Origin of the sequence: Bacillus amyloliquefaciens DSM 7 = ATCC 23350, from assembly GCF_000196735.1 — a bacterium.
In the GTDB taxonomy this organism is placed as follows: Bacteria; Bacillota; Bacilli; order Bacillales; family Bacillaceae; genus Bacillus; species Bacillus amyloliquefaciens.
The window spans coordinates 1059782-1079218 of the sequence record NC_014551.1 but is presented as its reverse complement, the minus strand read 5'-3'; the positions used below and the strand labels follow the sequence as shown (position 1 = coordinate 1079218).

The following is a 19437-nucleotide window of genomic DNA, read 5'->3' as shown; positions in this document are numbered from 1 at the left end:
TGAGCTTATTTTTCGCTCAAGGTTGCGTTATGAAGCATGACCGCTTCAGGCACGGGCAGGGGGCGGTTTATTGTTTCCTGACCGCCAGCGCGGCCCTGTTCTTCTTTTACTTCAAGACGTTTAATAAACCGGCCGTCCATTTCTAATACGAGGACAGTGTATCCCCCGATCTGTATCGACTCACCCGAACAGATATCAATATTCCGCTTCAGCACAAGCCCGCCGATCGTGTCGACTTCCTCTTCAATCCCTGCGCCGAGCAGATGATTTACCTGATCGATGCGAACCTTTCCGTCCAGCACATAATGGCGTTCGGACAGCTTTTGAATCAGCGGCTGTTCGTCTTCATCAAATTCGTCTCTGATATCGCCGACGATTTCTTCAAGGATGTCTTCGGTCGTCACAAGACCGGACGTTCCGCCGTATTCATCAGATAATATCGCCAGATGAATACGCTCTCTCTGCATTTTTATCAGAAGATCGTGTATCGGAATCGTCTCGATGACTTCAATGACCGGACGGACGTAAGAGGCGATGGATACTTCCGCTTTTTCATCTTCTGTCATAAACAGCAGATCTGAAAAGAGATGCTTCGTATTGATCATGCCGATAACGCTGTCTTTGTCCCCGTCCGTTACGGGCCAGCGCGTATATTTATCTTTCAGCATCATATCAAGCATTTCCGGCACTGACATATCAGTTGAAACAGCGGCGATTTCTTTTCTCGGAATCATGATTTCCCTGGCGATCCGATTATCAAACTCAAAAATTTTATTCACAAATGTATATTCAGACGGATTGATTTCTCCGTTTTTTAAACTTTCTGACAGCAGGATCCGCAGCTCTTCTTCAGAGTGGGAGCCTTCATGCTCAGATACCGGCTTTAATCCGGCCAAACCGGTCAAAATTCTCGCGGAGCCGTTCAGCACCCAAATAAACGGGAACATGAACACGTAAAATAACCGAAGCGGCCCTGCAATCCATAACGTCAGCTTTTCCGCTTTTTGAATGGCAACCGTTTTAGGCGCAAGCTCACCGACGACGACATGTAAAAATGTAATCAGCCCGTACGCCGCGGCAAAAGCAATCACATGCTCAGCAGAATCCGGCAGTCCCATACCCCGAAACACAGGATGAAGCATCCGCTCAAATGCTGGCTCTCCCAGCACCCCGAGCCCGATGGATGTCAGTGTAATGCCGAGCTGCGAGGCGGATAAATACTCATCAAGATCCGTAATGATACGCTTTGCAAGCACTGCCCGTCTGTTCCCTTCTAGGATGAGCTGATCGATTCTGGATCTCCTCACTCTGACGATCGCAAATTCACTCGCCACGAAAAACGCCGTTAACGCAATGAGCACACCGATTAAAATCAAACTGTCAATATCGTCCATTTCACCTTATCCCTGATTGAAGGATAAGGACGTCACCTCCTGATTTCATCATTTTTTCTTAAGCGAGAGGAACGAAATGGGTGATTGACTATGCAGAGGGCCCCATCCTGCCACCTCCTAAGTCAAAGCATGATTATAATTTGTATATTTTATTGTATCACAACTCAATTCTTTCTTCATTTTCAGATTTTTTTATCATATAAAAAAACAGCCTTCAAAAAAGAAGACTGCCGTTATCTGCTTCGGAAATGATTTTCTAAACAAAGCGCCGTATTAATCCCTCCGAATCCCATGCTTAAGCTTAGCGCATGGTGTACGGTATGGGCGATCGGTTCGTCCGTCACCCACTGGAATGCGCCGTCGATCGGCTCCGTTAAGTTTCTGGTCGGATGAAGCTTGGATTCCCGCATTTGCAGGAGCGCCGCAATGATTTCTACCGTTCCGGCCGCACTCAGGCCGTGACCTGTAATCGATTTTGTCGCATTAATCCGTGCGTGCGACAGACCGCTTTCAGAAAGCGCCCGGCATTCAGTCTTATCTCCGATCGGCGAACCGGTGCCGTGCGGATTGATGTAATCGATCTCTTTCGCTGAAAGACCGGCCCGCTCCAGTGCCTGGCGGATCACCGTCATTTCACCCTCTGCTGAAGGATTCGGATTGCGGTTCGCATCGGAAGCCATGCCCCAGCCCTTTAAGCCGGCCCATGAACGCGCGCCCCTCTGTTCGGCAGATTCAGCGCGTTCCAGCACGATCGCCCCGCACGCTTCTCCGAATATAAACCCGTCCGTATGCCGGTCAAACGGGCGGCAAGCGGCTTCAGGACGTTCAGCGTATGTATCGGTGCCCATTGCTCCCAGTGAGCGGAGAGCGTGACACTCCATATACGACAGATCGGCCAGCGCCCCGATCACGATACAGCGGTCAAACAGGCCGCCATTGATTCCTTGAGCGGCCTGGATAACCGCCGCCTGACCGCTTGCCGACGCGCCGCCGACCGTAAAGGCCGGCCCTTTTATCCCGAATTGCTCCGTACAAAGCCCCGACAAATCACTATCCATAAAAGAAAGCCCGTACGTCGGATTCACAAATTGCGGCATTTCACCGTTTTTCTCAAAGACCTGCATCAGTTCGCGCTGCGTCGTATTTGAACCGCCGATGATCAGACCGGTGCGGCTGTGATCAGCGCCGTCTAATTGAGCGTCATGCCATGCCTCATATAAAGCGATAAGCGCCGCCTTTCCTGATAATGCGGCCCTTCGGTACAAGCGCTTCGACAGCGCATCAGGCGGCGTTAATCCGCTAAGCTCCGCGCCGATAAACGAACTGCCTTTCTGCCGGCCGGGGCGTTTCATCACATCGAAGGCGTGCCGCCCATCCATAAGCGCATCAAGAAACGCCTCCTTGCCTTGTCCGACCGCGGTTAAGACCCCGATTCCTGTAATGCTGATGTCTGACGTGCCATCATTTCTCCTCGACATTTGACCGTTCTCCCATCTTTATGTATTGGAAGCTATGAAGAAAAATCTTGATACAGTGCTTTGAAAATGTCCCGCGACTGTCTGATCTGTTCTGAAGGCACGCTGAAAGATAATCGGAAATAGCCGCTTTTTCCAAATCCGCTGCCGGGTACGATCAATAGTTTATATTTCTGTGCGGCATGCATGCAGAAAGCCACCTCGTCTTCAATCGGTGATTTTGGAAAGACGAAAAAGCCTCCTTTCGGCATTTCAAATTCAAAGCCGGCTTCTGTGAGGATGTCCACCATAAGATCTCTCCGCTTTCGATAAGGTTCGGCGTCAATCGAAAGATCGTCCATTTTCGCTATTGCGCGCTGCATCATGACCGGTGCATTCACAAAGCCGAGCGTCCGGTTGCAGAAAACGAGCGCATCCGTCAGAAGGCCGCGCTCAGGTATTTGGGCGTCTGTTGCGATATACCCGAGCCTTTCCCCCGCAATGCCGAGATCTTTACTGAACGAACTGACTAAAATAACGCGGTGATACGCCTGAAACGGATTCGCCTGTTCTTCTCCGTAGATCAGCTGGCTGTACGGTTCATCAAACAAAATGAAGATGCTTTGCCCGTTCCGCTCCTCGGCTTCTTTTAATAAGGCGCCCAAATCATTAAGATTTTTCTGGTTCAGCACAGTCCCCGTCGGGTTATGCGGCGTATTGACGATCAGTCCTTTCGTACGGGGAGTGATCGCTTCTCTCACCGCTTCAATATCAATCTCAAATGAGTCAGTCAGCGGGCAGATGACGGGGCTGCCGCGGTAATTTTCAACATACGCTTTATATTCCGCGAAATAAGGTGAAAGAAGGATGACTTCTTCCCCCGGGTTCAGGATGCTCTTCAGCGCAACATTCAGCCCTCCGCCTGCCCCGACCGTCATGACTGTATGCCTGGCAGAAATCTCGGTCTGAAACCGCTCTGACAAAAAGCCTGCAACCTTCTCTCTCGCCTCCGGAAGCCCCTGGTTTTGTATGTATCCGTGCCTACCTGTTTCAGCCGCTTCGCAAAGCGCCTTTTTAAATGTTTCTGGCGGCTCCGCAACCGGATTTCCTATTGAAAAGTCAAACACCTTATCGGCGCCGAATTCTTTTTTCAGCCGCGCGCCTTCATCAAATAGTTTTCGTATCCAAGAGCCTTTCTCCAGATTTTCTGTCACTTCCCGTGATAAACCGGCCACTGTCATCTGTCCCTTCTGTCTTTTTCTTCCGTTTCTATTTACAATGATTATGAAAGATTTACATGGCGCAGTCAACGCTTTTTCCGGAAGCCTGCCCCCCGTTTCAGAGGAAAGACGGAAAACAATAAACTTGTGCAAACTCCCCTTCATATATTAAACTATTCTCATAACTATAACGTGATGGTTGGGGAGGGATTTAGATGGGGCTGAGACTTATCGCATCAGTGAATTAGCAGAGCTTGCCGGTGTAACGAAACGCACGGTGGATTACTATACAAACCTCGGGCTTTTGAAGCCTGACAGATCTTGCTCGAACTACCGTTACTACGATACACTTGCACTCAATCGATTACAGTTTATAGTCGCTTGTAAAAAGCAGCGATTGGCCCTGTCTGATATAAAAGACCGACTGGAAAACCAGTTTCCCTCTTCAGCCTTGCCTGACGATATTGGAAATCTGGCATCGGAAATTGATCATATGAATCAAAACATCTCCGGGATCCTGCATCGGTTTGAAAAGCTTGAACCAGAGGAGCGCGCCCAGCTGAAAAAAAGGCTGGCTCCTGAAAAGCTTGCAGTGCTTCAATCATTTATGCTGCTGTTAAGTTAAACCATTATCTTACTAACAGGAGGTGTTACCTTCATCTTCCCAAAAGGAGTGAAGGTTCTAATTGGACATTGTGAATTTGATTTTAGTCGCGGTTTTAATCGCGCTGACGGCATTTTTCGTAGCATCTGAGTTTGCGATAATCAGAATCAGAGGCTCACGGGTTGACCAGCTTATAGCAGAAGGAAATAAAGCCGCAATCGGTGTCAAAAAAGTGACCACGCATTTAGATGAGTATTTATCGGCGTGCCAGCTCGGCATAACATTGACTTCCATTGGTCTTGGTGTCTTAGGCGAATCAACGATTGAACGCTTGCTTCATCCGCTTTTCACAAAAATAAACGTACCAAGCTCACTATCGCACATTATTTCATTTATTCTCGCCTACGCGATCATTACGTTTTTACACGTGGTCGTCGGAGAATTAGCGCCGAAAACAGTCGCCATCCAAAAAGCGGAAGCCGTTTCGATGCTGTTTTCGAAGCCGCTCATTTGGTTTTACCGCATCATGTTCCCGTTTATATGGCTTCTGAACAACTCCGCCCGTCTTTTAACGAAGATGTTCGGTCTGGAGACGGTGTCTGAAAATGAGCTTGCCCATTCGGAAGAAGAGCTGCGCATCATTTTATCGGAAAGCTATAAAAGCGGTGAAATCAACCAGTCTGAATTTAAATATGTGAACAAAATCTTTGAATTTGACGACAGACTCGCAAAAGAAATTATGATTCCGCGTACGGAAATCGTCAGTCTGCCGCATGATATCAAAATCTCTGAAATGATGGAGATCATTCAGATTGAAAAATATACACGCTACCCTGTCGAAGAGGGTGACAAAGACAATATTATCGGCGTCATTAACATTAAAGAAGTGCTGACCGCCTGCATCAGCGGCGAAGTATCAGTCGACTCGCCGATCACCGATTTTGTCAATCCGATCATCCATGTGATTGAGTCGGCACCGATTCACGACCTGCTTGTGAAAATGCAGAAGGAACGGGTTCATATGGCGATTCTGTCGGACGAATACGGCGGAACCGCGGGGCTTGTCACCGTTGAAGACATTATCGAAGAAATCGTCGGGGAAATCCGCGATGAATTTGATATAGATGAAATCAACGAAATCCGCAAACTCGGCGACGGCCATTACATGCTGGACGGTAAGGTTCTGATTGATCAAGTGAACGAGTTGCTCGGCATCCATTTAGAAAATGACGAGGTCGACACCATCGGCGGCTGGTTCCTTACCCAGAAATACGATGTTGAACAATACGATTCGATTATCGAAGAAGGCTGCGAATTTATCATTAATGAAATTGAAGGCCACCACGTCGCATATATCGAAGTAAAAAAACTGGCGTTTGATGAACTGCTGGAAACCGCTGAACAAAAAGAAGCATAATAAAAAAGCTTGCGCGTCTGATACAGACGGCAAGCTTTTTTTGTTTACATTTGATCAAGTTTTTTCTCAAGCTCTTTAATTCTGGCATTCAGCTCTTCTGTCATGGCCGCAAGCCTCTCCTTCGGCGCAAAATCAGAAAAGTCCTCCAAAAAAATCGGCTCGCCGATGATGAGCCGCATTTTTCCCTTTTTAAACAGCTCTTTACCCGAAGACGGGCCTCTGTATGCGGCCGGAACGAGCGGCGCTTTCCCCATTTGGGCGATGGTCACGGCTCCTCTTTTCAGCGGGACGTCTTCTGATGTTCTCGTGCCGCTCGGAAAGATCCCGACAATCTGTCCTTCCTTCAGAAGCTTAATCGGCGTTTTAATGCTGCTCGGACCCGGATTTTCACGATCAACCGGGAATGCGTGAATCTTCTTCAAAAAACCCCCGATCCACTTTTTCTGAAACAGTTCTTTTTTGGCCATATAATGAATCTGATGAGGCAATATTCCGACACCGAGCGTGAGGACGTCCACCCAGCCCGCATGCGTGCACGCAATAACGAATCCTTTATCAGACGGAAGATTCTCCTTGTTGTACACTTTCACTCCCCCGCGCAGGGAAAGAATGGCTTTTATGGCATTTGCACAAAACTTATACATAACGCACTTCCTTTGTTGTAATGATCAAAAGTGTTCTCCCTCTATTATAACAATATTTTTTATTACCTGGTACTAATAATTATATTTTTCCTTTGCCGATCCCTATCTTTTATGACGGATTTTGGGTACTATAAAGAAATGGTGTTTGATTAGGTGAAAATGAATTTAAGCCGTTTGCATGGAACGTGCAACTTTAAACCTTTCTTATGCGTGTATAACATAGAGGGGAGAAAAGGCAGTGACGATCGATGAAATTTACCAAATGTATATGAATGATGTTTACCGGTTCCTGCTCTCCATGACAAAAGACAAGCATCTCGCTGAAGATTTGCTGCAGGAAACCTTTATGAGGGCATACATACACATTCACTCCTACGACCACAGCAAAGTAAAGCCATGGCTTTTTCAAGTGGCGAGAAATGCGTTTATAGATTATGTCAGAAAACATAAAAAGGAAGTGACCATTTCCGATGACTTAATTGGGAGCCTTTTTCAGACGGCTGTTCAAAGCCCGGCTCATCAGATTGAAATCAAGGAAGTGCTGACAGGGTATATGTCCGAACTTCCCGACAATTATCGGGAGGCCTTAACACTGTATTATTTAAAAGAACTGAATTACAAAGAAGCATCCCATATTATGAATATTTCAGAGGCTAATTTTAAAAGTGTTTTATTTCGTGCCAGACAGCGGCTGAAAGCACTTTATAATAGAGGTGTTAATGATGAATGAAGAATTTAAAAAGCGTTTTTACCAATACAAAAATGGAGAAATGAGCGACCGGGAAATGGCCGCCTTTGAAGAAGAGCTGGAAAAGCTGGAAGTCTATCAGGAATTGATTGAAAGTGAAATGCAGGACGACCGGGAATGGGACGTCGGCATCAGCCCGGAAAAACAGAAGGCTATTTTATCATACGGAAAACGCAAATCGTATTTGCGGATTTCAGTTCTCGCCGTCATTTCCACTTTGATGATTTTGCCGCTTTGTACTTTGGGAAGCTACCTCTATTACGGTTTGGGAGGAAAAGAAAGCACAGGCAATCAATTAATGGAAACCGCGGCCGTGACAGTGGCGACCACAATGCCGAACGTCCTCGTCGATACCTCCGGACTGAAAAGCCAGGTGAAACTGTTTGGAATGAATACGGAATTTCCGCTGCAAAAGCAGATTGGCACAAAAACGAAATCCGTCGGCGGAGAACGGATTGAAATGTTTTTAGATACAGTCAAATCGCCTGCCGTTAACTACTATGATCTAGACGCGGCACAGGCAAAGCATTATTTCGCCCATCCTTCCGGCTTAAAGGAACGCACGATTGACAAAGCCGGACAGACATTAAAAAAATTGCCTGAAGGAAGCGTGGCGGAGGTCTATCTTTCTTATGACCGGGCCTATCCTTCTTCTCAAGTATATTCAACTTTTAAAAAATACGATGTGAAGTTTTTATGGAACGCGATCGAAACGGAGAAAAACCTGAAAGACAGTCCTTATGCCGATCCGTTAGGATTTCCCGGGAAAGATTCTAAGCTGGCTCCCTCTTTCGAAGCGCAGGGACAGACAGACCGAGAACAATTTATCAGCGCCCTTGAATTTATGTCCCATCATAAAAAATGGGCGCAGGTGATATCGAAACGCAAAGACATGAAACTGAGCAGCAGAATCGACTATGTTGAACATCACGGAATGAACGTATACGGCTCTGTCGTGACGGGGCCGACAAAAGAAATCGAACGTCTGCTGAAAAACAAAACAGTCAAAGCAGCAAACATCGGTGAGGTGGAATTATGGAATTGGTAAGAATCTTTAAAGAGCATAATGTTTTCGGCTGGATATCGGTCGGTACCGCGATTTTGTCGCTGCTGCTTTTGAATGTGGCGATCATCAGCAATGTGACATTCTATTCTTATCAGATGCTGCCGTTTGCGATGGCCGCCGTGCCGTTCGGCATCATTGAGCTGTTTATTAAAAAAGGACGGACCGGACCGGGACTGCTCGGTGTCATACTCAATCTGTTCGTCATTGTCTGCGTATATACGATCGTTGCGGTTGATACGAATCTGCAATTCGGTTTTTAAGCATAAAATAAAAACAGGCCCTTTTACGGGGCCTGTTTTTTTAAAATGAAAGAACGCCGGTTAAATGCAGCAATACGACAATGATAGCCAGCGGCACAAGATATTTCAGAAGGAAATACCACAGCTGAAAGAAACGGTAGCCGATGGCGGAGCCGCTTTTCATCTCGGCAAACAGCTCCTGCTTCGGTATTTTCAGCGGAATAAAGATTGATATTAATAAGGCGCCGAGCGGAATCAGCACATTGCTGACGGTGAAATCCGCAAGATCAAAAAACGTTTTTCCGAACAAATGAACATCACTGAGAACACCGTATGATAAACAGGACGGAATTCCGACTAAGAAAATGAGCAGACCGCTTGTCCAGGACAGCTTCTTTCTTTTCGTTTCATCCCCTTTCCCCACAGTCGCCACGATAATTTCCACCATAGAAAAGGCCGAAGTCAGCGCGGCAAAGAAAAAGACTGCGAGAAAGCTGATAAAAAACAGCGAGCCGAACGGCAGCCGGTCAAAAACAGCCGGCAGCACGGTAAACAGCAATGTCGGTCCTTCATCCGGTTTAAATCCGAACGAAAAAACCGCCGGAAAAATGGCCAGTCCCGCAAACAGCGTGACGAGCACATTCATGATAACAATTGAACCTGCCGAGCCCGGGAGGTTTTGGGTCTTCGGCAGATACGAACTGTACGTCACCATGACCGAAACGCCGAGCGTTAATGTAAAAAACGCCTGTCCCAAAGCATAGAGGATGGATTCCGGCGTCAAATCTTCAAAATGCGGAACCAGTAAAAATTTAATCCCCTCAACGGCATGATCAAGCGTGACAGAGCGCAGCACAAGCAACAGAAACAGCACGAATAAAATCGGCATCAGCACCGCACTGACACGTTCAATCCCTTTCTGCACGCCTTTTGCGACGACCGCAACCGTCATGATCATAAATACCAGCTGCGCGGCGAGAGTCTGGATCGGATTTTCAATGACCGTACCGAACACCGTACCGTACTGCTCCTGAGTGAGTCCTGATAAAGAACCGGTAACGGCTTTCAGCACATAGAGCAAAATCCATCCGCCGACAACACTGTAAAAAGACAAAACTAAAAAACAGGCCGCCACACCCACATAACCCGTGAGGTGCCATACCGACTTTGGCGCGGCTTGTTTGTAGGCATCAATCGCATTTGTCTGGCCCCGTCTTCCGAAAATAAATTCACCGAGCAAAAGCGGATAGCCTAAAAGTACGGTAAAGAGGACGAAGACAAGAAAAAAAGCGCCTCCTCCGTTCGTACCCGCTACGTAAGGGAACTTCCAAATGGCTCCCAGGCCGATCGCCGAACCGGCAGCGGCCATAATAAATCCTATTTTTGAGGCCCATTGAACCCTTTTTTGGTCAGACACGACTTTCCACTTCCCTTCCGCCCTATATTATCCCTTATTCGCTGCGATAACTTAAGCCCATTTCAATATGTTTCACTCTTCTGAAAAATAAAAGAAGCGGCTGATGCCGCTCCTTACAAATCCCCGTTTAATTTTGAATGCTTTCTCGAATATAAGAAATAAATCACCAAACCGATGATCAGCCAGATAAAGAAACGAAGTATGGTGGCGGCGCCAAGGTTAATTATTAAAAACACGCAGAACAGAATGGACAATGCCGGAATAAAGGGAACTCCCGGGCATTTAAACGCTCTCGGCAGATCGGGCTGTTTCTTTCTCAGCACGATAACCGCCACGGAAATCAGGACAAACGCGGCAAGCGTGCCGATGTTCACCAGCTTCGCCAGTTCATCAAGCGGGACGAGCGAGCCGAGCAATGCCGACAGAATACCGAATACCCATGTGACCACGTGCGGCGTTTTATGCTTCGGATGGACTTTCGAAAGCGCCCCCGGCACTAAACCGTCACGGGACATCGCAAACATCACCCTCGTCTGGCCGTACAGCATGACGAGCATCACCGTTGTCATTCCCAGCACCGCGCCGATATCAATAATGCCCGCCACCCAGTTCTGCCCGGCCATCTGCAGGACGAGAGAAACCGGGTGATCGACGCCTTCAAAGCGGGCAAACGGTACGACGCCCGTCATAATCGCCGATACGGTCACATACAGCACGGTGCAGACGATTAATGAAAAAATAATTCCTTTAGGCAGATCCTTCGCCGGATTTTTCGTTTCTTCAGCTGCGGAAGAGACGGCGTCAAAACCGATAAAGGAGAAGAAAACGAGCGCCGCGGCACTGAAAACACCGCCGAACCCCATCGGCATAAACGGCTGCCAGTTGTGCGGTTTGACATATACAGCCGCAACGGCGATAAACAATAAAACAACAAGAATTTTCAGAATTACCATAATATTATTGACCCGCTTTGATTCTTTAATGCCTAAGTAGAGGATAAATGTAATCGCAAGCACAATAACAAATGCGGGAAGATTAAAGAATGTGACCGTGCCTTTAATTGATCCCGGCGCGGCCGTTAATGCGGCGGGAAGATGAATGCCGAAGCCCGCCAAAAATGATTGAAAATAGCCGGACCAGCCGACCGAAACCGCACTGACAGCGAGCATATATTCCAATATTAAATCCCATCCGATGATAAAAGCGAGAAGTTCTCCCAATGTCGCATAAGTAAATGTATAGACGGAACCTGAAACCGGCACGCTTGAAGCAAATTCAGCATATGACAAAGCCGCGAATAAACACGCAAGAGCGGCTATAACAAATGAAATGGTCAGCCCCGGTCCCGCCGTGACCGCGCCTGTTCCGGTTAACACAAAAATTCCCGTTCCGATGATGGCCCCTATCCCCAGCAGGGTCAGATCAAAGGCTCCTAACTCCCTTTTCAGCGACTTTTCGCCGCCCGTTGCGGCAAGCAGTTCCTGAATGCTTTTCTTTCTGAATATGCTCCCCTTCATCTGCTTCACTCCTTGTATATCAATCTCTTATGTTAGAATATTCAGATAACAATGGCTGTAATGACTAAATTCTTATTTTTCGCATGAAATATTTCAGCACATCATTCCTTTCTCCTATACCATATTATAACGAAACATATAAAAATGAAAATAACTTTTTGAAAATTCTATATATTATTTTTATGATTTCTTAAAGCAAAACGGAACCCATAACGTCCCTTCATACAGCGGGTTCTCACGTATTACAATCTTTGAGTTCACGATTTGACTGACAGCTGCCGCATTATATTGATATGTATGTTCAAATAAAAATCCCGCACCTTTTAGCAGTGCGGGATAAGGCTTACGGATTATGTGGAAATAAATCTGCCGCCATTTACGTGAATGGTTTGACCTGTCATATAGGAAGATTCGTCTGAAGCCAAAAGCACGTAAGCTCCGGCGTGTTCCGCCGGCTGCCCCGGCCGTCCCATCGGGGTGTCCAGTCCATGGTTTTCTACCTTTTCTTCAGTAAATGTCGCGGGAATCAGCGCGGTCCAGATCGGGCCCGGCGCCACTGCATTAACCCTGATCCCCTGATCGGCCAATGACATCGCCATCGAACGTGTAAAGGAAACGATGCCGCCTTTCGTGCACGAATAGTCGATCAATGATGTATCGCCCTGATAAGCGGTAATAGACGTTGTATTAATGATGGCGCTCCCTCTTTTCAGATAGGGCAGCACAGCTTTTGTCATATGAAACATGGAAAACATGTTTGTGCGGAACGTCTTCTCCAGCTGTTCAGCCGTAATATCAAGGATCCCGTTTTGCGGATGCTGCTCAGCCGCATTATTAACAAGAATATCAATTTTCCCGTAGTGATCTAAGACTTGCCGGACTGCCTTCTGACAATGCGCTTCATCACCGACGTCTCCCGGAATTAACAGGCATTCGGCCTGGCATTCTTCCGCGCGCTTTTTCGTTCTCTCGGCATCGGCATGTTCGTCAAGATACAGGATGGCAAGATCCGCTCCCTCCTTCGCGTAAGCGATCGCAGCCGCCGCGCCGATGCCGCTGTCTCCGCCCGTGATGACGGCGACTTTTCCTTTTAATCTGTCCGACCCTTTTACATCCGGATCTTCCAGAAGGGGCTTCGGGTCCATTTCCGACTCAATGCCGGGCTGGCGGTTTTGCACCTGCGGTTTTTGTCCTTCCGTTTGTCTGTCCATCGGATTCATATTCTCACACTCCTGCAATTGGTATTACTGAGACGATACCACGCAGTGCGGAGAGCTAAACGGACAAATATGCCAGGCTTAAAGCGGCTGAGCCGTTTCAGGTAAGGTGCCGGTGTATTTCGCAGACGGCCTGAAAATCATATTGTCAGCGGACTGTTCAAGTACATGGGCGCACCAGCCCGTCATTCGGCTTGCTGAAAAAGTCGGCGTAAACAACTCATTATCGACATCAATGGCCTGCATCACAGCCGCTGCGTAAAATTCCACATTTGTATACAGCTTCCGTCCCGGCTTATATTGCTCTAATAAGCGGATGGCTTCCTTCTCCACATAAAGCGCCAAGTCAAGCGACGGATCATTTCCCGCTACCTCTTCAGCCTTTATGCGCAGCGCTTCTGCCCGAGGGTCTTTTGTTTTGTACACTCTGTGGCCGAAGCCCATCAGGCGCTCTCCCCTCATAAGCTTCTGTGTCAAATAGGCTTCTGCGTTTTCTTTTTCGCCGATGTCTTCAAGCATTTTCGTGACACCTGAAGGCGCGCCTCCGTGCAGCGGCCCTTTCATCGTACCCAGTGCGGAAGTGACGGCAGACACTAAATCAGATTCAGTCGAAACGGTGACCCTCGCTGAAAAAGTCGATGTATTCATCCCGTGCTCCATCGCCAGAATCATATACGTCTCAAGCGCTTTCTTCTGAGCTGCGGACGGCTGCCTCCCGGTCAGCATGTACAAATAGTTTTCCACGTGGCCGTATCGTGCTTCAGGTGACAATGCTTTCAGCCCTTTTTTCCGACGATATCTGTACGCAATGATCGTCGGTGTGACGGCAATCAGTTTAATCGCTTCTTCCGGCTGGGGCGGATATGTAAATGAATCTGTGCCCAAACCTGAAATAGCCGTTCTCAGCACCGCCATGTCGTCCATCTCGTCCGGAAGCGTTTCCAATAAGCCGATGAGATGCTGCGGAAGCCCGCGCTCAGCTGCAAGTTCATCCTGAAACGCAAGCAATTGCCGCTCATCCGGAAGCGTTCCGTTTAAAATGAGATACGCCGCTTCTTCAAAACTGCATTGCAGCGCGATATCCTTTGCGTCATAGCCGCGATATATTAAATGCCCCTTTTCTCCGTCAATGTGGCTGATAGCCGTTTCTGCACAAGTAATTCCTTTCAATCCACGATAAATCAATTTCATTCCCCCTTATCCTCTTTCTGTTATTATAGTAAATATAATATTTAAAAAATAATGAATATTTTTAAGGGAATTAATTAAAACTTTTAATCAGAGGAGTGCATCTATGGATTTTAAATGGCTTCACACCTTCGTCACCGCAGCAAAATATGAGAATTTCAGAAAAACGGCGGAAACGCTTTTTTTATCTCAGCCGACCGTCACCGTTCACATAAAATTATTAGAGAAAGAAATCAGCTGTAAGCTGTTTCAGCGAAGCGGGAGAAAAATACAATTAACGGAAGAAGGAAAAGCATACGTGCCGTTTGCCATGAGGCTTTTGGAGGATTATGAAAACAGTATGGCGGAGCTGCACAGGGTGCGCCAGGGCTACTTCCACACGCTGACGCTCGCTGTTTCGCCTCTTATCGCCGACACCGTTCTTCCGTCTGTCATGAAGCGTTACACAGCGGACAATAAAGAGACTGAAATGACGGTCACCATTTACGAGTCGGAAGAAATCGCCTCCCAAATCAGAAACGGCTCAGCCGATATCGGGCTGAGCTGCTTAAAGGTGCAATCATCTTCCCTCACCTGCCGCCCCCTGTACAATGACCCCGTTGTGCTCGTCGCGCCCCCCGGCCGAAAATCAGGATCAGGGAAGGCGGCTGATGTGAAAGACCTGTTCGGACAATATCTGCTCCTGACCCATAACCATCCTGACTATTGGGATGATTTGCTCCGTCAGGTCAGAATACAATTCCCTTTCGTCAGAACGATGAAGGTGACACAGACGCATATTACGAAACGGTTTATTAAAGAGGGGCTGGGTGTCTCATTTCTGCCGCTGTCAGCTGTAAAGGCCGAACTCGCCGCAGGGAGCATGATTGAAATTCCATGCGAATTCGCCCAGATACCGAGCGCAGGCGCGTACGCCATCGCACTACATGAAAATGAAAAAAAGCAAACCTTTTTAGATTTTTTATCACATTTTCATTTTTAAGTGAAACAAATAGAGTTCTGTCCCGTCTAAATAAAAAAACCCGTTCTGATGAACGGGTTTCCCTGGCTGCTAGAATCTTTTCGCGCCCAGGTAGCGAGGCTTCCAGTAGCTGTTATTCAGGTCACTGGTTGTGACGCCGTCAGAACCGGCATGAATGAACTTGTTGTTTCCGATGTACACACCCATGTGTGAAGGGCCGGCCTGATATGTTGTAAAGAAGACGAAGTCCCCTTTCGACGGGCTGGACACGCTCTTCATTGAGCTCCAGTATCCCGCAGTGCTTGTTCTTCCGACACTCGTCTGTTTGTTCAGCAGGTACCAGATAAATCCGCTGCAGTCAAAGCCGGAAGTCGTTGTTCCGCCCCATACATACGGCGTGCCGATTAAAGATTGCGCATCAGAAACAAGCTTGTTTACATTCAGGCTCGTCTGTGCAGCGTTATGGTTAGATGAAGACTGATTTGATGAAGATCCCGTTGACGTTCCGGAGTTTGAACCGGAAGTTGATCCTTTTACTTTAAGAACTTGTCCGATGCGGATCAGGTCTGTTTTTAAACCGTTTAAACTTTTCAATTGGTTTACAGACATTTTATATTTATTCGCAATTTTCCAAAGGCTGTCGCCCTTTACGACTTTATATGTAGACGATGATGAATTGCTGCCAGAGCTTGAACCTGAAGATGATTTACCGTTGATTGACAGCGTCTGTCCGATGTAAATGATATCCGATTTTAATTTGTTCTCAGATTTAATGGAATTAATTGACGTTCCGTATTGATTTGAAAGTCCCCATAATGTATCGCCTTTTTTTACCTTAATCGTTTGCGCAGATGCCGCACCCGCAAACAAAGTCGTCCCTAAAACCACTGCCGTTGTTGCTGTAACAAGTTGCTTTTTCATGTTTTCCTCCCTGAATGATTCTATCTATTTTATAAGTCTCTTTTTTAAAGTTTTTATCTGTTTTCTATTATAAGGTTCAATTTCCACTAGAAATAGACTTGACTTCCCGTGACAAATTTCTTACTAATTCGTTTTTGAAAAAAGTTTTTAAGGGTATTAAATATTTCAATTTGATTTCAAACGTGACGAAAAACGAGCCGTTTTGTCATGTTTTTTTCCTGTGATCCTCGTTTTTTGGAAAAACAAAGAAATTCATTTTCCAAATTGACCCTTGTCAAAAAAATCCTCGTCTTTTTTGAAAAAGTGAATGATTTTCACCTTTTCCAGAAAACATAACCTTACATCGGAATTTACATTTCTAACAATGTTTCACCTGAAATTTACAGGAGGGACAGGCGCTCTTTACAAACATCCCCTACCATTAGACGTACAGACACGATTAAAGGAGGACGATTTGAGAATGAGTTTATTTAAACAGGTTCGATCAAAACTTCTGCCGGCGGCAGCCGTATCCGTGCTGACAGCCGGTCTGATTGCGGGTGCGGGGCTTCAGCACTCTGATCAGGCTGCGGCAAAAAAACAGCCTGAGAAAAACGAGATCAGAAACGTCATCTTCATGATCGGAGACGGAATGGGCGCGCCATACATGAACGCCTACCGTTCGGTCATTAACAAAGGAAAGCCTTCTGACGGCATGAAACTGACGGCATTTGACCCCAATCTTACCGGCATGATGATGACTTATCCTGACGATCCTGATTCCAATATCACCGATTCCGCGGCGGCCGGCACGGCAATGGCCACCGGCGTGAAAACGTATAACGCGGCGATCGGGGTCGATAAAAAAGGAAAGCGGGTAAAATCCGTCCTTGAAGAAGCGAAACAAAGAGGCAAATCAACTGGACTTGTCGCGACTTCAGAGATTGCCCACGCAACCCCTGCGGCATTCGGAGCCCATAACAAATCCAGAAAAAATATGGATGAAATCGCGAGCAGCTACTTTGATGACCGCATCAACGGACAACAGAAAGTGGATGTGCTCCTCGGAGGCGGCAAATCAAACTTTATCCGTAAAGACCGGAATATAACGAAGGATTTCAAAAAAGCGGGATACAGCTATGTTACATCAAAACAGGAGCTTAAAAAGGACCGCAATAAAAAGGTTCTCGGCCTGTTTGCCGATGGCGGACTCGACAAAGCGATCGACCGTTCAAACGCCGTCCCTTCATTAGAAGACATGACAACGGCAGCAATCGACAGACTGAACTCGAATAAAAAAGGGTTTTTCTTAATGGTCGAAGGCAGCCAAATTGACTGGGCCGGACATGACAACGATATAGTCGGCGCAATGAGCGAAATGAAGGATTTTGAAAAAGCGTATAAAGCAGCGATCGCATTTGCCAAAAAGGACAAACATACGCTTGTCATCGCTACGGCTGATCACACGACCGGCGGATTGACAATCGGAGCGAACAACGATAAAAACTGGCATGTTGAACCGGTTCTTGCAGCGAAAAAAACGCCGGCATTTATGGCTGACCAAATCAAAGCTGGCAAATCCGTATCTTCCGTGCTTGCGCGTTATACCGACCTGAAATGGTCAAAAGATGAAATCAAACAGATCGAAACGGCTGCAAAGCAGGATGCTGACAAGGGCGCCTACAAAGCGATCATTAAGCTCTTTAATGCAAAAACCAACAGCGGCTGGACAACCGGCGATCATACGGGCGAAGAAGTTCCCGTTTACGCATACGGTCCAGGAAAAGAATCATTTGCGGGGCTTTTAAACAACACGGATCAGGCCAAAAAGATCTTTCACATCTTAAAAAGCGGCAAATAAAAAAGGATGCGGGGTTTCCCCGCATCCCTTCTTCTTTTTTAGAGATATCTCCGATGCACTCCTTTTCCGTCATACGAGAACATCACTTCTTTATCTTCGAGAACTGATTCGATATGCACGCTCCTGCCCCACAGCTGGTACAGATACGGCAGCACTTTCTCCAAATATTTCAGATCAAGCTCAATTCCCTCATACCAATGTTTAATATAAAGCTCGTTATTCTTCAAATAATCTCCGTCATTGACGGTCAGATAAGGAAATCCCCCGTTCACCCGCATGTTCACGAGCTGGTCGCGCACAGCCTTCCATTCCTTGTCGATCACTTTATAGTCTCTGCCCTGCTTTTGGAATAAATACAAATCCTCGCGCAGCACAAGATCTTTCGTCAAATAATTGCGGATGAATGAAATATCCGATTCAATTTCCCTGACCTCAAACATTTTCTCCCTGCCGGAACCGGGCTTTACTCCTGTTTTTTTCATTTCTTCTGTCGGGTTGTCGTAGCGCTCTTCGATGTCTTCAAAAATTTTCAGCCCTAAATAATACGGATTGATTCCCGTTTTTGACGGCTGAATGACGCCTGCGTTCAGCTTCGCAAACTCGATCGCTTCATCCGAAGTCAGGTCAAGCTCTCGGATAATCCGCTGATGCCAATAGGATGCCCAGCCTTCGTTCATGATTTTCGTTTCCAGCTGCGGCCAGAAATACAGCATTTCTTCTCTCATCATCGTTAAAATATCACGCTGCCACGGTTCAAGCTCCCGCGAATGCTCTTCGATAAAAAGCAGAATATCTTTTTCCGGCCGGGGCGGGAACGGTTTTTTCCTTTTTTTCTTTTTAATCTGCTTCGGCTTATCCATATCCCATAAATCATCGTACGGCGATGACGCGGTTTCCTCTTCGTCCTCCTCCTCATCATCGACGCTCCACAGCAGCTTCGGCCTGACGAGCGACGGATCGATATGCTCCTGAATCGCCAGAATGGCATCTAAAAAGGACTCCACTTCTTTAATCCCGTGAATTCTTTCGTAATGCTTAATCCGCTCCGCTGTAGCCGCCATGCTCTCAACCATGTCCCGGTTCGTATTTTGAAAGCGGCAGTTATTTTTGAAAAAATCACAATGCGCAAGAACATGGGCGACAATTAATTTATTTTGGATCAGCGAATTGCTGTCCAGCAAAAAAGCGTAGCAAGGGTTGGAATTAATGACAAGTTCATAAATTTTGCTCAAACCGAGATCATAATGGAGTTTCATCTTGTGGAATTGTTTGCCGAAGCTCCAGTGGCTGAATCTCGTCGGCATGCCGTACGCCCCGAATGTATAAATAATCTCAGCCGGGCAAATTTCGTATCTCATCGGGTAGAAATCAAGGCCGAATCCCTTCGCAATGTCGGTTATTTCCTCAATTGCCCGCTGTAAACCTTTTGTCTCCTCCGCGTTCAACCGAATCCCCCCTACTTGGACTTATTTATAATGTATGACCCCTCCTCTCAAAAGATGAAATAACAGACGGGTTTCCGTCTGAAAACTTTCGGCACATCCGCCCCGTTTGCTTTATATGTAAGTGGGTAAAACACACACCACACCC

General features: G+C 46.9%; 17 protein-coding genes. 7 read left to right on the top strand and 10 right to left on the bottom strand.

The features are described 5' to 3' along the window. Positions 1-5: 5 nt before the first annotated feature. The 3 genes from BAMF_RS25900 to BAMF_RS25890 form a co-directional block, all read right to left on the bottom strand. Positions 6-1394, bottom strand: a complete 1389-nt coding sequence (locus BAMF_RS25900) for a hemolysin family protein (RefSeq protein ID WP_013351670.1) — start codon at positions 1392-1394, stop codon at positions 6-8. 233 nt (positions 1395-1627) lie between these two features. After that, a complete protein-coding gene (locus BAMF_RS25895) occupies positions 1628-2872 on the bottom strand; it encodes a beta-ketoacyl synthase N-terminal-like domain-containing protein (protein ID WP_013351669.1) in 1245 nt (414 codons plus the stop codon). Between the two features lie 32 nt (positions 2873-2904). Continuing rightward, positions 2905-4089 (bottom strand): pyridoxal phosphate-dependent aminotransferase, encoded by a 1185-nt coding sequence (locus BAMF_RS25890; protein WP_013351668.1) that lies wholly within the window; start codon positions 4087-4089, stop codon positions 2905-2907. 178 nt (positions 4090-4267) lie between these two features. Here BAMF_RS25890 and BAMF_RS25885 point away from each other — a divergent pair, with 178 nt between their 5' ends. Both BAMF_RS25885 and BAMF_RS25880 read left to right on the top strand, forming a co-directional pair. Continuing rightward, a complete protein-coding gene (locus tag BAMF_RS25885; protein ID WP_013351667.1) occupies positions 4268-4693 on the top strand; it encodes a MerR family transcriptional regulator in 426 nt (141 codons plus the stop codon). A 61-nt stretch (positions 4694-4754) separates the two neighbouring features. Next, positions 4755-6089 carry a hemolysin family protein gene (locus BAMF_RS25880; RefSeq protein ID WP_013351666.1) on the top strand — a complete coding sequence of 445 codons (1335 nt, stop codon included), beginning with the start codon at positions 4755-4757 and terminating at the stop codon, positions 6087-6089. Positions 6090-6133: 44 nt separating this feature from the next. On the opposite strand, the gene BAMF_RS25875 is transcribed toward BAMF_RS25880, so the two are convergent. Next, positions 6134-6733, bottom strand: coding sequence for a lysophospholipid acyltransferase family protein (locus BAMF_RS25875; protein ID WP_013351665.1), 600 nt, complete (start codon positions 6731-6733; stop codon positions 6134-6136). A 238-nt stretch (positions 6734-6971) separates the two neighbouring features. Between BAMF_RS25875 and sigM the strand changes: the two genes are divergently transcribed. The 3 genes from sigM to BAMF_RS25860 are packed head-to-tail and all read left to right on the top strand — an operon-like array spanning position 6972 to position 8807. Further along, the gene (gene sigM / locus BAMF_RS25870) at positions 6972-7463 is read left to right on the top strand and encodes an RNA polymerase sigma factor SigM (protein WP_003155312.1); all 492 of its coding nucleotides are present in this window, start codon (positions 6972-6974) and stop codon (positions 7461-7463) included. Then, complete coding sequence (locus BAMF_RS25865) at positions 7456-8529, top strand: anti-sigma factor (RefSeq protein WP_013351664.1); 1074 nt, start codon at positions 7456-7458, stop codon at positions 8527-8529. The genes sigM and BAMF_RS25865 overlap by 8 nt, the downstream gene beginning before the upstream one ends. Beyond that, positions 8517-8807, top strand: a complete 291-nt coding sequence (locus tag BAMF_RS25860; protein WP_003155315.1) for an anti-sigma-M factor — start codon at positions 8517-8519, stop codon at positions 8805-8807. The genes BAMF_RS25865 and BAMF_RS25860 overlap by 13 nt, the downstream gene beginning before the upstream one ends. A 40-nt stretch (positions 8808-8847) precedes the next feature. On the opposite strand, the gene BAMF_RS25855 is transcribed toward BAMF_RS25860, so the two are convergent. From BAMF_RS25855 to BAMF_RS25840, 4 genes are all read right to left on the bottom strand, one after another. Next, positions 8848-10203, bottom strand: a complete 1356-nt coding sequence (locus tag BAMF_RS25855; protein WP_013351663.1) for a sodium-dependent transporter — start codon at positions 10201-10203, stop codon at positions 8848-8850. Between the two features lie 113 nt (positions 10204-10316). Beyond that, on the bottom strand, positions 10317-11720 hold the full coding sequence (locus tag BAMF_RS25850) for an amino acid permease (protein WP_013351662.1): 1404 nt from the start codon (positions 11718-11720) through the stop codon (positions 10317-10319). A gap of 350 nt (positions 11721-12070) precedes the next feature. Continuing rightward, on the bottom strand, positions 12071-12940 hold the full coding sequence (locus BAMF_RS25845; RefSeq protein ID WP_013351661.1) for an SDR family oxidoreductase: 870 nt from the start codon (positions 12938-12940) through the stop codon (positions 12071-12073). Between the two features lie 78 nt (positions 12941-13018). After that, positions 13019-14122, bottom strand: coding sequence for a citrate synthase/methylcitrate synthase (locus tag BAMF_RS25840; protein WP_041481718.1), 1104 nt, complete (start codon positions 14120-14122; stop codon positions 13019-13021). 109 nt (positions 14123-14231) lie between these two features. Here BAMF_RS25840 and BAMF_RS25835 point away from each other — a divergent pair, with 109 nt between their 5' ends. Further along, positions 14232-15107, top strand: coding sequence for a LysR family transcriptional regulator (locus tag BAMF_RS25835; protein WP_013351659.1), 876 nt, complete (start codon positions 14232-14234; stop codon positions 15105-15107). A 69-nt stretch (positions 15108-15176) separates the two neighbouring features. On the opposite strand, the gene BAMF_RS25830 is transcribed toward BAMF_RS25835, so the two are convergent. Further along, on the bottom strand, positions 15177-16007 hold the full coding sequence (locus BAMF_RS25830; RefSeq protein WP_013351658.1) for a C40 family peptidase: 831 nt from the start codon (positions 16005-16007) through the stop codon (positions 15177-15179). A 460-nt stretch (positions 16008-16467) separates the two neighbouring features. Between BAMF_RS25830 and BAMF_RS25825 the strand changes: the two genes are divergently transcribed. Then, on the top strand, positions 16468-17847 hold the full coding sequence (locus BAMF_RS25825) for an alkaline phosphatase (protein WP_013351657.1): 1380 nt from the start codon (positions 16468-16470) through the stop codon (positions 17845-17847). 38 nt (positions 17848-17885) lie between these two features. Here the strand turns inward: BAMF_RS25825 and BAMF_RS25820 are convergent, their stop codons facing one another. After that, a complete protein-coding gene (locus BAMF_RS25820) occupies positions 17886-19292 on the bottom strand; it encodes a SpoVR family protein (protein WP_013351656.1) in 1407 nt (468 codons plus the stop codon). Positions 19293-19437 lie beyond the last annotated feature (145 nt).